This is a genomic window from Algoriphagus aquaeductus (assembly GCF_003253485.1).
GTDB classification, from domain to species: domain Bacteria; phylum Bacteroidota; class Bacteroidia; order Cytophagales; family Cyclobacteriaceae; genus Algoriphagus; species Algoriphagus aquaeductus.
On record NZ_QKTX01000003.1, the window covers coordinates 327168 to 340394 of the forward strand.

Here is a 13227-nt window from a genome sequence, read left to right on the forward strand (position 1 = left end):
CCTATTCTCCTCGGAAGACGGGCTTTCGCTTTTCCAAAAATGCTGACGTTCCCTCTTTGTAATCTCCCGATTTGACGCATCGTGCAAATGAGTTGGCTTCGGTTTGGTATCCGTTTTCATCGGAGAATACCGCATTGACGCAGTCAACCACCATTCCTATGGCCAAAGGAGCTTTGCTCATTATTTTTGAAACAATTTCTTCGGCTTTGGCAATAGCATCTGCCTTGGTGGGCAATACGTAATTGACCAGTCCCAGTGCCTTCGCCTCTTCCGCACTGATCATATCTCCGGTCATCATCAGTTCGTTAGCCTTACCCCGTCCCACCAGCAAGGTGAGTCTTTGGGTGCCCCCATATCCAGGTATGATCCCCAAATTGACCTCCGGTTGCCCAAATTTTGCATTGGCTGATGCCACTCTCATGTGACAGGACATGGCCAATTCGCATCCTCCCCCCAATGTAAAACCATTGGTGACCGCGATGACTGGTTTATGGCAATTTTCGATCATGGCAAAAATTTCCTGACCGTTTTCAGCAAATTTCCGTGCATTCACCTCGTTTAGGGTAGCAATCTCATTGATGTCCGCCCCTGCTACAAAGGCCTTTTCACCTGCCCCTGTGATGATGACAGCTTTGATGGATTTGTTGTCGATGACATGTTCAAAAATCACTTTGATTTCCTCCAGCGTACCAAAATTCAACGCGTTCATTTTGTCTTCCCGGTTGATGGTAAGATAGAGGACTCCGTTTTTTTCTTCGGTGAGGATATTGACAAATTCAGACATAGTCATTTTGATATAGGGAAAACAAATATAAGTCTGGCGCTATCAATGCCAAATTTGACCACTTAGAAAAATCCGAAAAGGGCATTCGTTACTGGATTTCAAGTGATTTTTAATCTATACCATAAGGGAAATTTTAAAGGTAAACCAAGCCCCTTCACCCAAATTTCCTTACTTTTGCGCCAGCTAATTTTCAACTAAAACAACTACTTATATGTCCTCCAAAAGAAAAATTACCGTGGCCTATGGCGATGGAATCGGTCCAGAAATCATGAAAGCAACCCTGGCAATCCTGGATGCTGCCGGAGCTCAATTGGAGTACGATGTAATTGAAATTGGTGAGCAAGTTTATCTCAAAGGGATCAGTTCCGGGATGGAACCGAAATCCTTCGACTCTTTGAGAGAAACCAAAGTTTTTTTGAAATCTCCGATCACTACACCTCAGGGCGGCGGGTTCAAATCCCTGAATGTGACTACAAGAAAGTCCTTTGGTCTATATGCCAATGTAAGACCTTGCAAAGCATACTCTCCTTTTATCAAGACACACTTTCCGAAGACTGACCTGGTGATCATCCGCGAAAATGAGGAAGATCTCTATGCTGGTATCGAGCACCGTCAGACCAATGAAGTCTATCAGTGTTTAAAGGTCATCTCTCAGCCGGGTTCTGAGAAGATCATTCGTTACGCCTTTGAATACGCCAAAAAATACGGCCGAAAGAAAGTAACCTGTATGACCAAGGACAACATCATGAAATTGGCCGATGGTCTTTTCCACAAAACTTTTGACGAAATCGCCAAAGAATACCCTGAAATCCAGACCGACCACAAAATCATCGACATCGGAACAGCCTTGATCGCAGAGCGTCCTGAGATTTTTGACGTGATCGTGACGCTCAACTTATATGGAGACATCATCTCTGACGTGGCCGCACAGGTAACTGGTTCGGTTGGTCTTGGCGGTTCTGCCAACGTAGGCGAGGAAGTGGCTATGTTTGAAGCGATCCACGGTTCTGCTCCTGATATTGCCGGTATGGATATGGCGAATCCATCAGGCTTGCTCAATGGCGCAATCATGATGCTGGTACATATCGGTCAGCCGGAAGTGGCAGAGAAAATCTCCAATGCCTGGATGAAAACCTTGGAAGATGGACTTCATACCGGGGATATCTATCAGGAAGGACTTTCTTCCAAAAAAGTAGGAACCCAGGAATTTGCTCAGGCAGTGATCGAGAGATTAGGTCAAATGCCGGAGAAAATGCTCCCAGCTTCGTTTGAGAAAGGTGAGATCAAGCCAATGGACACCAAACTCAGACCAAAGGCAAAAGCCAAGAAAGAGTTGACCGGTGTGGATGTATTCATCGATTGGGATCAGGAGGGAAGAGACCCCAATGTCATCGGAGAGAAACTTCGTCAAGCCAATGCCAACGGGCTTCAGCTTCACCTAATCACCAACAGAGGTGTAAAAGTATTTCCTGAAGGCATGAAGGAAACCTTTTGCACCGACCACTGGAGATGCAGATTCAAGACTGACGATGGAAGCGTGGTATCCCATGCTCAAATCCTGGATTTGCTCCAGCAGATCGAAAAGTTGGGCTTTGACTTTATCAAGACCGAACACCTGTACACCTTCGACGGTGTGAGAGGCTACTCTTTGGCACAGGGTGAATAAATTTTCAGTTTGAGATTTGAAGTTTGATATTGGGCTGCTTTTCTAACTAAGGCAGCCCTTTCTTTTGCAAGGATTGCCTAATTTCAAATTTCAAATCCTGAATTTCAAATTCGTAAATGTCCCGACGCGTACTCATTATCACCTATTATTGGCCCCCGAGTGGAGGCTCGGGTGTGCAGCGTTGGTTAAAATTTGCCAAGTATTTGCCCGAATCCGGATGGGAACCGGTGATTTTTACGCCCGAAAACCCTGATTTTGACCTTCGGGATGAAAGTCTGGAAAAAGAGGTGCCCAAGCAGCTGGAAGTAATCAAATTCCCGATTTGGGAGCCCTTCCAACTTTTTTCCATGGTGAAAGGGAAGACCAAAACTCACCCCGGACGTCTTTTGGAGCAAAAGGAAAAAGGATTTTTGGAAAAAGCAGCCATCTGGGCCAGAGCCAATCTGCTGGTGCCGGATCCGAGGGTATTTTGGGTTAAACCTTCGGTGAAGTTTTTGACAGATTTGGCAAAAAGTGGGCAGTTTCAAGCTGTCATTACCACGGGTCCGCCGCATAGCATGCATTTGATCGGGCGAGAACTGAAGCGTAAAACCGGATTGCCGTGGATCGCTGATTTCCGAGATCCTTGGTCTGCTTGGGAGTTTTTGGATACCCTTCCCATGACTTCTTTTGTCCGAAAAAAACATCAGCAACTGGAAGCAACCGTTCTTCGGGAGGCGAACGCAGTTTTGACGATTTCTCCGACTTTTCAAAGGGACTTGGTGAAGCTTTCCCATCGCAGAATTTACCTGCTTACCAATGGTTACGATCCCGCTGATGTCCCTGCTGGTTTTTCACCAAAGGAAAAAGTAGAAGGAAAATTACACTTGGTTTATTCGGGAGTTATAGATGCAATTCGAAACCCGATCCCGTTGATGAAAGCCTTGAAGTCCGAGTTTCAACATGGCATCGAAGAAGTAAAATGGACTTTCGTGGGCAAAGTCAGTGAACAGGTTCAGACTTATGTCAAGGAGGATGCCTGGCTAAGCGAGCGAATTCACTTTGCCGGCTATGTTTCACATTCGGAGGTTTTTGGGTTTTATGCCAAAGCCGGTGTGTTGGTTTTGATCCTGACCGATACCAAAAATGCACAGGGGAATATTCCGGGGAAGCTGTTTGAATACTTGGCCACCGGAATTCCGGTTTTGGCTTTGGGCGATCCTGAAGGAGACTCTGCCAAAATCCTGAAAGATGCAGGTGCCGGGCAAGTGATTGCTCATACCGATGCTGCCTCCATCAAAGCCCAACTTAGGACCTTGATGGATTCTTCTTTGAAAAAAGTTGATCCAAAAGATCTCGAAAAATACTCCCGTCAACACCTGAGTCATCAACTTGCCCGAATCCTCGATGAAAATACCCTTTCTTGATCTCCGTCGAATGGAAGAAAGCCTGAAATCAAGGCTGAAATCACGGTTTTCGGAAGTGTTGGAGGCCGGTATTTTTTCCGGGGGAAAGGAAGTAGAAACCTTGGAAGGAGCCATTTCCGATTTTCTTCAATCCAACTATTCCATCGCCTGTACCAATGGAACCGATGCACTTGAGCTGGCTTTGCGGGCTTTGGGAATCGGCCCCGGCGATGAAGTGATCGTCCCGGCGATGACTTGGGTAAGTACGGCAGAGGCGGTGGTGCTGGTAGGGGCTAAGCCCGTTTTTTGGGATACCGATCAGTACGGACTGTTAAGAACGGATTGGGAAAAGGCTGTCACACCCAAAACCAAAGCGGTGATTCCGGTGCACCTCTATGGGAAAATGGTGGACATGAATTCGCTGATGGCAAAAGCCAAACAGCATCACCTATTCTTGATCGAAGATGCAGCCCAGGCTTTTGGAGCTTTTAAGGATGAAAAAGCTGCCGGAACTTGGGGGGACGTGGGATGCCTGAGCTTTTACCCGACCAAAAACCTTGGTTCATTAGGCGAGGCAGGCATGTGCTTAGCTCAAGATGCTCAGATTTCAGTAAAAATCAGACTCCTTCTTAACCATGGTCAGCCTATTCGAGATCAGCATGAGTTGGTCGGAAGAAACAGTCGGATTGATACCGTTCAGGCTGCTTTTTTGAATGTGATGCTGGAAGATTTTGAGCAAAATCAATCCAGACGCAAAGCGATTGCCATGTCCTATTTGGAGGCTTTTCAAAATATCTCTGAAATGATTTTGCCAGAGGGTATTTTGGCAAAAGATCACAATGCTCATTTGTTTGTGATTCAGACGAGGCAGAGAGATAAACTGAAAAAGTTTTTGGCTGAAAAAGGAATCGGAACAGCCATTCATTACCCGACTATTTTGCCGGATATGAAGCCTTATTTGTCAGTAGGTGATTTTCCAAATGCCAGAAATCTAGCCAATCAGGGGCTTTCTTTGCCGCTGAATCCGTATTTGAGGGAGGAGGAAGTCGGTGAGATCATCAAAATGGTTCATAGTTTTTTCAAGGCTTAGGATATTTTACCCTATCCTTTCTGATATTTTTTCTATTTTCCTTCATGACTTTCACCCAAGAGCCACTCTTCATTGCCGGAACCCTCTGTATTGCTGTATTTTTTGCCAATTGGCTGATGCGCTTTCCTTGGGGAAAAACGGTAGGAACACCGATTTGGGTGATTTTGATCTGTGCTTTGCTGTCCAACTTGGGAGTGATTCCGAGCGCCATGGAGGGAAGTCCGGTGTACGATGGGGTATTTCTGTATCTCGCGCCCTTGGGAATTTTTATTGCCTTGCTGGAGGTGGATCTGAAAAGTGTGAAAAAGGCCGGTTTGCCACTTCTCTTGATGTTCTTGTTGGGTTCTTTGGCAACGGTAATCGGAGTACTGGTTTCGTGGTTTTTGGTTAATCCGGCTGTTCAGATCGGTGATCTGGCACCCGCTGTAGCGGGGATGTTTACCGGAACCTACATTGGGGGATCAATCAATTTCAATGCGATTGCCTTGCACTATGAGGTCAATCAAAGTGGGAATCTGTATGCTGCCGCCACGGTGGTCGATAATCTGATCGGTACGCCTTGGATTATTGCGACCCTGATTTTGCCCAAATATTTGCAAAAGCTCTTCCCACGGAAAAAACTTGCTTCGGCTTATTCCGGAGAAAAGTCACAGGGCATCGAATACGTCTCGATTTCTTCTTTGGCTTCGCTTTTGGCATTGGGCCTCTTGGGAATTACGGTAAGCAAAGTCTTGGTGGGCTGGTTTCCTCAGGTGCCAGAAATCATCTTTCTCACCACCATGGCCTTGATTCTTGCCCAGTTTCCTGCTGTGCAGCAATTGTACGGAAAGCATACGATCGGATTCTTTATGATTTTGATCTTTCTGGCGGTAATTGGGACGCTTTGTGATTTTGGGGCATTGGCCCAGACGGGAGAGTTGGCGGGTACATTGATGCTGTTTGTGGGACTATTGGTCCTGATTCATGGGCTGGTGATTTTCGGAGTAGGGGCAATGCTGAAGATGGATTGGGATGTGATTGCGGTAGCCTCTCAGGCCAATGTGGGTGGAAATACGACAGCAATTGCAGCTGCTGAAAGTCTAAACCGGCCTGATTTATTGATTCCCGGTGTGCTGGTGGGAAGTTTGGGAAATGCGCTGGGAACGTATGTGGGGTTTGTGATATCAGGAATTCTTTGATTATCTGGGATCAGGTGTCTAGTATCAAGACCTAAGACACAGGAATTATCAATTTCCAATGAGCAATGCTCAATTCTCAAGGGAGATGGAAGTTCAGTTTATAATAACCAATAAGATACATAATAACCAATTCCACCCTAACCCAAAACACCATGGAATCCAGCGTTCTTACCGAGTTATTTCTGCCTTTGGCATTGGCCGTGATCATGTTTGGCATGGGGCTTAGCCTCACTCCGGAAGATTTCAAGCGGATATTGATCTACCCCAAAGCTGTTTCTTTAGGCTTGTTTAATCAGATCATTTTACTTCCGGCGGTTGCTTTTTTGATCGCCATTGTGCTTCAGCTTCCCCCTGAACTGGCTGTAGGTTTGATGATTTTAGCGGCTTGTCCCGGTGGGGCCACTTCCAATTTGATTACTCATTTGGCAAAAGGAGATTCTGCTCTTTCGATCACCTTGACGGCCTTTTCTTCCTTGATTACCGTGGTGACGATTCCGTTTATCGTCAATTTTTCTATCGGCTATTTTATCCCGGGAGGAGAAGAGTTAAAGTTGGAGATTTTGGGGACTGTGGTGGCCGTTTTGGCGATTACGATCATTCCTGTGGCGATTGGAATGTTGGTATTGAAAAAAGCCCCCGAACTGGCCAAGCGATGGGATGCTCCCTTTCGGAAGATCTCGGCGATATTTTTCGTGATTATCATTATCGCGGCCGTTGTAAAAGAAAAGGATAACCTTTTACAGTTTTTCGTGGAAGCAGGTCCGGCGTCCTTGGCGCTTAACTTAGCTACATTGGGTTTGGGCTATGGCATTGCGAAAATAGCGGGATTGAATTTCCGACAAAGCCTCACCATAGCCATAGAGTCCGGAATCCAAAACGGAACTTTGGGAATCACCATTGCTGCTACCCTCATCGTCAATTCGGTCATGACCATTCCTTCGGCTATTTACAGCCTGATCATGTTTGGAACTGCTGCTGCGGTCATAATGTGGGGGAATAAAAGAGTTCCAAGTTCTTGAAGTTGGATTGGTTCAGGTGAGAGGAGGCACTCAACGGGGCGAAGAGCTAAGCTCAGGCTTCGTATATCGACTTCAATCGCTGGGTTTCGGCTGCAGCTTCTTGGATGATTTTTGGTAAAAGGAATATGGATATCCAGCCGATAAGCATGGAAATGATCGCTAGCCAGGCAAAGACTCCCTGAAAAGTAAATTCCATAGCTATTTCGGGACTGGTTAAGTATTTTGATCCTTGAAGGGCAAACTGCATGATCAAATGCATCCCTCCTGTAAAGCTCAGCGCATGTTTGAATGTGGCGTAATGTCTGAAGCCCTTGCCCACTCGATGGTAATAAAACACCAAAAAGACCACGCTGACGAATAAGGCAATCACACCCCAACCCGGTGCAGTCAATCGCTCTCCAAATAGGGTGAAGTTTTGGCTGATGAAGTGAAAAGTCCATCCCAAAAGTAATAGATAAACGACACGATAAGAAGTCAAGAAGCTTCTCAAACTCGCCCAATAGCGGTTCCAAAACTTCTTCCGGATGCTTTCCCGATAGGAATCCGCCAAGTCAGCAAAGCCAAAAATTCCAAATTCCGAATGCGCTTTTCGAAAGGCTTCATCCAGAGTCAACTTGGGGTTTTCGGCCATCAGTACTTCGATTCGACAGGCCACATGATCGAGAATCTCATACTGCACATCAATCTCTTCATAACCTTTGGAGGAAATGAGTTTCTTCAGGGTTGCGATTTGGTCGGGGGAGAGGTTCATGATAGCGCAGTTTTGGATTTGATTTTCCAGACTTCGTAGGCGGAAAAGGAAATGATGGAAATCAGAAAAGCGATAAATGCAAAAAACAGCAGAATCAGATTGGGGCTAATTCCAAAATCAACTGATTCAAAAGCTTTTGGACCATAGATAATAATATTTGGCAGGGCCAGTATAGTTCCAATGGCTGCACTCAAACTGTTTGATTCCGCATAATTCAAATCGAATCTTCTTGAGTCGAGATTAAAGGTTTTTCTAAGCAGCTTATACTTCTTCCTAGAAGAGTAGAAGAGCGAAAAGTTGAAAACATGAAACAGGATAATCGCAGGGATAATTGTAGAAAAAGCAAATACTTTTGGAGTAATCCACAAGCTAAGGCCATACAGAACTCCAAAAAATAGAATGGTGGAAATGATCTTTGGCCAAGAAAAATAGCCTTTGATCAGTTTCCAATGCAGGGCTTTGAGGGATCTATCACTGGTTTTGATGAATTCATCCTGCAATCTGAGACAATAGAGATTGGTCCATTTGGAATCTAGATTTGCCAATTCACTTTTAAACTCCTCTTCCGGAAATCCCTCCAAATGACTGATGTAGTGGTCATACACCTCCGCTAAGATCTCAATTACCGAGATTTCTTTGGCTTTGATGGCAGTCTGCACCAGCTTTAGTTCTTGTTCGGACAGTTTTCTCATCAATTAAAAGTTAATATTTCATCAGGAGTAAGAATGATCATAGAGGCTGTTTCAAATAGCTCTTTAATTTTTGGCAGGTTCTTTCTGAAATAAGATCTTAATTCTCTGATTTTCATATTACCCAGTTTTACTAGAATCAGTTTTCTAGGCTTTCTCCCCTGGAGGAAAGAGTGGTAAAAGTCAAAGTCCTTGGTGATTAGAATTGCTTCATGATTATGGGTAAACTCGATGATTTCTGAGTCTTTGGATGCATTTCCTTTAGGCAAGGATTGGGTAGTGAAGACCTCAAATTCCTCAAGTTCTTCAGCCAATGAAGGAGGAATGTTTGCATCCAAAAGAAACTTCATGCCGCGGGGATTTTAAACTCCTGATGATTGATCGCCTTGGAGGCATAAGCCAAACAAGCCAAAATATCTTCTTTGGTCAATTCTTTGAACTCTTTCAAGATTTCATCAACGCTATCCCCGCCAGCCAAATATTCCAGAATTGAACTCACCAGTATTCTTGTTCCTCGAATGGCAGGTTTGCCATGAACGATTTCTGGGTCTAGCGTAATTCTTTTTAGTAAATTTTCCATGATTCAAAATTTTAAAGTGAAAACTCCGGCTTCAATCCCGGATTGATGATGCGCTGCATGCTTTCTACAAATGACTGAAGCTCGGCCAACTTGGAACTCACTTCCTTTTGCCCATCCTTGGTCAGGCTGTAATATTTCCTCACGCGATTGTCTACTTGCTGGATTTCGGTGGTCAGCAGTCCTTCGGCTTCCAGTTTGTGCAGGGCAGGGTAGAGGGCACCCTCGGTGATTTTGATCTCGCCGGCGGTGAGTTCTTTCACTTTTTGGGTGATTTCGTAGCCGTACATCTTTTCATTTTCCTCGAGTAGCTTGAGGATGATGGTCTGAAGGCTTCCTTTGATCAGCGCGTTGCTTGACATGGTGTTAAGTTTGAATTCGAATATATTAAATTCTTATATACATAAGAAACTGAGGTATATTTTTTTCTTGGATTTTCATTTCAAATTGCGGCATGATCAAAAGTGGGTATTTACTGAGTTTTCTGCTGATTTGCTTGGTGGGTAAGGTGTTTTCCCAATCCTATTTCAATGAGTTTGGAAGACGAATCGTAAAAGCTGACTATGAGGATAAAATCCTGAATGGGCCGTATTTTGGTGTGCCGGGTGATCAGGAAGGGGACATGAAGCTGATTCACCGGATGCCGTCGGGCTTGACGGATGCCAAGCTTTTTTATCAAAAGTTGGGTAGGGAGGCTGATTTTGCCGCAGGCCGTCCGCTCATTGTGATTTATTATCCCGGAAAAGACGAGTGCAATTCCACGGGCTTGGCAAATGACCCCAAAAACTTGATAAATGACCATAAAGCTATCCTTCGATATGCCGAAAAGCATAGAACTTCCGAACCGATCTATGTGTATCATCATCCACACGGGTTGGAAAAGTACCGGGGTATCATGACCTGGATTCCTGATCCGGAGGAGGTGTTTAAAGCCAATTTTTTCAAGTATCCTTATCCGTGCAGAAGTTTTGTGGTGATCAGCCCCAAGGGAACTTACCGAGCCATTTTGGGCGAATTTCCCACTTCTCAAATCGATGTAGCGCTCAAGAAACTCTAGCGATGGAAAGTCAAAGTACAGAACCCATTATCCGAAAAGCCACCCAAATCGACCTCGGGGATCTACTCCACATGGCCAGAACCGCCTTTTTGCAGGCTTTTACCTCAGGGAACAAACCCGAAAATGTAGCGGCTTACCTTGGGGAGGCTTTTACCTTGAAGCAGTTTGAAAAAGAACTGGACAATCCTGCATCCACCTTTTTTGTGGCCGAACTCGAGGGAGAAATCATCGCCTACACCAAAGTCAATCTGGTGCCTGCACAGACGGACTTACATGATCCGGATAGCCTTGAAATTGCCCGATTGTATGTCTTGGAACATCATTTGGGAAGTGGTTTGGGGAAAAAACTATTGGAAACGGCAATAGCTTTTGCGAAGCAGCATCAGAAAAAATATCTCTGGCTGGGCGTATGGGAGCATAATACCCGAGCCATCCGATTTTATGAAAAAAATGGCCTCCGAATCTTCGGAAGCCATCCTTTTCCATTTGGAGATGAAGTCCAGACAGATTATTTGATGCGGATTGATTTTTAAGTCCGATCCATATCAAAACTCGGTGTAGACATTCTTCTTTCAGTTGAGATCAGCCGAGTTGACCTCGTCTAGCCATTCGTTTCATCTTTTTATTGGCATAGATGGCCACCTCAACTCTTCGGTTTTGAGCTCTCCCGGCTTCGGAGTCATTGCTCGCCACGGGCATCGCTTCTCCATAGCCTACACTGCTGATTCTTGAGGTAGAGACTCCCAAATTTCCAAGATAGCTTTGTACGGCATAAGCTCTGTCTCTAGAAAGGGACAAATTGTAGCTTTCTTCCCCAACTGAATCAGTGTGGCCTTCGACCAAAATATTGGTGTCTTCATACTTCTTAAGCGTGGTGGCGAGATTTTCCAGGTTGGATCGAGAAGAAGAGTTTAACGTGGATTGATCAAAACCGAAAAGCAACTCCGAGTCGAAGGTGATTTTGATGCCTTCTCCGACCCGTTCTACTTTGGCTCCTTTCAGATCCCGGCGGAGTTCTTCTGCCTGTTTGTCCATTTGTCGGCCTATAATCGCCCCTGCTGTGCCTCCAATGGCCGATCCGATGATGATTCCCGTGGCAGTATTTTTCTTTCCGGCGATCACGCCTCCCAATACACCACCAGCCGAGCCGCCGATTGCAGCACCCTTTACTGCGTTACTCGATTTGCAGGAGGGAGCTCCCGCCAAAATTCCCATTAGGCCTAATCCGAGCAAAATTCTGTTTGTGGTTTTCATAGTTAACATGGTTTTTCCTTGGATTTTGCAATCTGCATACCAAGCTATATTCGATTTGGATTCACTATTCCACCAAAGGGTTGGATAGATAAGCCCTTGTGGGGTAATTTTGAGAAAAAAATCCCGCATGCGTTTATTTCTTGTTTTGACTTTTGGCTTTCTGCTATCCTCGGTTCAGACCTTTTCACAATCCAAGGAGCCGACGGTGATCCTGATTTCACTTGACGGATTCAGGTACGATTACGTAGAGCGGTTTCAGCCCGATAATATTTCCAATTTTATTGAAGAGGGAACTCGTGCCAAATCCATGATTTCCTCCTTCCCATCCAAAACCTTCCCCAATCACTACACCCTTGCCACGGGGATGCGCCCTGACCGACATGGAATAGTGGATAATACGTTTTATGATCCCAAAAAAGATCAAGTGTATGCGATCGGCAAGCGTGAACTGGTCACTGATGGGTCTTGGTATGGTGGAACGCCCCTCTGGGTGTTGGCTGAGCAAAACGGAATAAAGTCAGCCAGTTATTTTTTCGTGGGTTCAGAGGCTGCCATTCAGGGAGTTCGTCCTAGTTATTATTATGATTATGATGGTCAGGTGAATAATCTTACAAGGATTTCTAAGGCATTTGAATGGCTACAATTGCCAGACTCGATTCGCCCTAGAATGATCACCATGTATTTTTCAGATATGGATGATATCGGGCATCGATATGGCCCGAGCAATGAGGAGCAGATTGGAAAGCGATTGAAGAAATTGGATGCTGAGCTTGGGGCTCTTTTTGAAGGCGTCAAAAGCTTAGATTTGAATGTGACCATCATTTTGGTTTCTGACCATGGGATGATCGACGTCACTTTGGAAAGGCGGATGCTCTTGGATCAGCTAGTCGAGGGGATTGACGCCCGCATCGTGAATAGCGGCGCGTTGGCGCATATTTATCTGAAAAACCCCTCTGAAAAAAAATCGGTCCTGGAAAGCCTGAAGACAAAAAAGGGGAACTTCAAAATCGTTGATCCTTCGGACTTGGAGTATTATAAAGACATCAATTCCTTCGGTGAGAGGATCGGAGATTTGATCATATTAGCTGATCCGGGCTATTATTTGGCAAATGACCAAAACTATCTGGAAACGGTAGCAAGGCGAATGCGAATTGACGGAACAAGTGCACGAGGCGAGCATGGATTTGATCCGCAGGCTCAAGAGATGCATGCGATTTTCTATGCTAATGGGCCTCAGATCAAGGAAGGTTTAACCATCGAATCTTTTGAAAATATCCATGTGTATCCGTTGATTTGCAAAATTCTTGGGTTGCCCATTCCTTCGGATATTGATGGAAATGTAGAAGTACTCCAACCCATCCTGAAATGAACCGCATACCCATTCAGTCCCGGAGGGAAGTTGATTTTCTGGTCAGAAGATTTTATGACCAAGTGAGAAAGCACGATTTGCTTGGGCCGATTTTCAATCAAATCGTGGAGGATTGGGATCATCATTTGGTGCACCTTTCCGATTTTTGGGAGATGATTCTCCTGCAGACCGGTCCGGGTAGGGGAAAATTCAACCCGACTAAAGTTCATAGAGAAGTCGATGCGGCAATCAGTCATCAGATCGATCAAGTTCATTTTGGCAACTGGCTCGAACTCTGGTTTGGTACAGTAGATCGGTATTTCGAGGGGGAAAATGCAGACTATGCCAAGGAACATGCCCGAAGAATGGCTCATATGCTTTTTATGCGGATTTGGGAAGCCAGGCCTAAAGGATAGATTATTTGTTTGG

The 13227-nt window shown here is 45.2% G+C and carries 16 protein-coding genes; 9 read left to right on the forward strand and 7 right to left on the reverse strand.

Annotated features, from left to right (window positions below):
* Position 1: 1 nt before the first annotated feature.
* Complete coding sequence (locus CLV31_RS05805; RefSeq protein ID WP_111391941.1) at positions 2 to 784, reverse strand: enoyl-CoA hydratase/isomerase family protein; 783 nt, start codon at positions 782 to 784, stop codon at positions 2 to 4.
* A 211-nt stretch (positions 785 to 995) separates the two neighbouring features.
* Here CLV31_RS05805 and CLV31_RS05810 point away from each other — a divergent pair, with 211 nt between their 5' ends.
* The 5 genes from CLV31_RS05810 (at position 996) to CLV31_RS05830 (ending at position 7122) form a co-directional block, all read left to right on the forward strand.
* Entirely contained in the window at positions 996 to 2450 is a 1455-nt protein-coding gene (locus CLV31_RS05810; protein WP_111391942.1) for an NADP-dependent isocitrate dehydrogenase, read from the forward strand.
* Positions 2451 to 2566: 116 nt separating this feature from the next.
* Entirely contained in the window at positions 2567 to 3856 is a 1290-nt protein-coding gene (locus CLV31_RS05815) for a glycosyltransferase family 4 protein (RefSeq protein WP_111391943.1), read from the forward strand.
* A complete protein-coding gene (locus tag CLV31_RS05820) occupies positions 3837 to 4925 on the forward strand; it encodes a DegT/DnrJ/EryC1/StrS family aminotransferase (protein ID WP_111391944.1) in 1089 nt (362 codons plus the stop codon). Before CLV31_RS05815 ends, CLV31_RS05820 begins: the two co-directional genes overlap by 20 nt.
* Positions 4926 to 4969: 44 nt before the next feature.
* Positions 4970 to 6103 (forward strand): DUF819 family protein, encoded by a 1134-nt coding sequence (locus tag CLV31_RS05825; RefSeq protein WP_111391945.1) that lies wholly within the window; start codon positions 4970 to 4972, stop codon positions 6101 to 6103.
* Positions 6104 to 6255: 152 nt separating this feature from the next.
* Positions 6256 to 7122 (forward strand): bile acid:sodium symporter family protein, encoded by an 867-nt coding sequence (locus tag CLV31_RS05830; protein ID WP_111391946.1) that lies wholly within the window; start codon positions 6256 to 6258, stop codon positions 7120 to 7122.
* A 52-nt stretch (positions 7123 to 7174) separates the two neighbouring features.
* Here CLV31_RS05830 and CLV31_RS05835 read toward each other — a convergent pair whose 3' ends face one another.
* From CLV31_RS05835 to CLV31_RS05855, 5 genes are read right to left on the reverse strand one after another with little or no spacing between them, the layout of a single operon-like run.
* A complete protein-coding gene (locus tag CLV31_RS05835; protein ID WP_111391947.1) occupies positions 7175 to 7873 on the reverse strand; it encodes a hypothetical protein in 699 nt (232 codons plus the stop codon).
* Positions 7870 to 8565 (reverse strand): hypothetical protein, encoded by a 696-nt coding sequence (locus CLV31_RS05840; RefSeq protein ID WP_111391948.1) that lies wholly within the window; start codon positions 8563 to 8565, stop codon positions 7870 to 7872. Before CLV31_RS05840 ends, CLV31_RS05835 begins: the two co-directional genes overlap by 4 nt.
* Positions 8565 to 8912, reverse strand: coding sequence for a DUF5615 family PIN-like protein (locus tag CLV31_RS05845; RefSeq protein WP_111391949.1), 348 nt, complete (start codon positions 8910 to 8912; stop codon positions 8565 to 8567). The genes CLV31_RS05840 and CLV31_RS05845 overlap by 1 nt, the downstream gene beginning before the upstream one ends.
* Positions 8909 to 9142: a DUF433 domain-containing protein gene (locus CLV31_RS05850; RefSeq protein WP_111391950.1), complete on the reverse strand. Its 234-nt coding sequence runs from the start codon at positions 9140 to 9142 to the stop codon at positions 8909 to 8911. Before CLV31_RS05850 ends, CLV31_RS05845 begins: the two co-directional genes overlap by 4 nt.
* 11 nt (positions 9143 to 9153) lie before the next feature.
* Positions 9154 to 9501 (reverse strand): PadR family transcriptional regulator, encoded by a 348-nt coding sequence (locus CLV31_RS05855; RefSeq protein WP_111391951.1) that lies wholly within the window; start codon positions 9499 to 9501, stop codon positions 9154 to 9156.
* Between the two features lie 92 nt (positions 9502 to 9593).
* On the opposite strand from CLV31_RS05855, the gene CLV31_RS05860 reads away from it, so the two are divergent.
* Together CLV31_RS05860 and CLV31_RS05865 are read left to right on the forward strand one after the other, a co-directional pair.
* Positions 9594 to 10196, forward strand: coding sequence for a hypothetical protein (locus tag CLV31_RS05860; protein WP_111391952.1), 603 nt, complete (start codon positions 9594 to 9596; stop codon positions 10194 to 10196).
* Between the two features lie 2 nt (positions 10197 to 10198).
* The gene (locus CLV31_RS05865) at positions 10199 to 10729 is read left to right on the forward strand and encodes a GNAT family N-acetyltransferase (protein ID WP_111391953.1); all 531 of its coding nucleotides are present in this window, start codon (positions 10199 to 10201) and stop codon (positions 10727 to 10729) included.
* Positions 10730 to 10778: 49 nt separating this feature from the next.
* Here the strand turns inward: CLV31_RS05865 and CLV31_RS05870 are convergent, their stop codons facing one another.
* Complete coding sequence (locus tag CLV31_RS05870) at positions 10779 to 11450, reverse strand: OmpA family protein (RefSeq protein ID WP_111392036.1); 672 nt, start codon at positions 11448 to 11450, stop codon at positions 10779 to 10781.
* A gap of 127 nt (positions 11451 to 11577) precedes the next feature.
* Between CLV31_RS05870 and CLV31_RS05875 the strand changes: the two genes are divergently transcribed.
* On the forward strand, positions 11578 to 12819 hold the full coding sequence (locus CLV31_RS05875; RefSeq protein ID WP_111391954.1) for an alkaline phosphatase family protein: 1242 nt from the start codon (positions 11578 to 11580) through the stop codon (positions 12817 to 12819).
* Entirely contained in the window at positions 12816 to 13214 is a 399-nt protein-coding gene (locus CLV31_RS05880) for a group III truncated hemoglobin (protein ID WP_111391955.1), read from the forward strand. The genes CLV31_RS05875 and CLV31_RS05880 overlap by 4 nt, the downstream gene beginning before the upstream one ends.
* Positions 13215 to 13227: the final 13 nt, after the last annotated feature.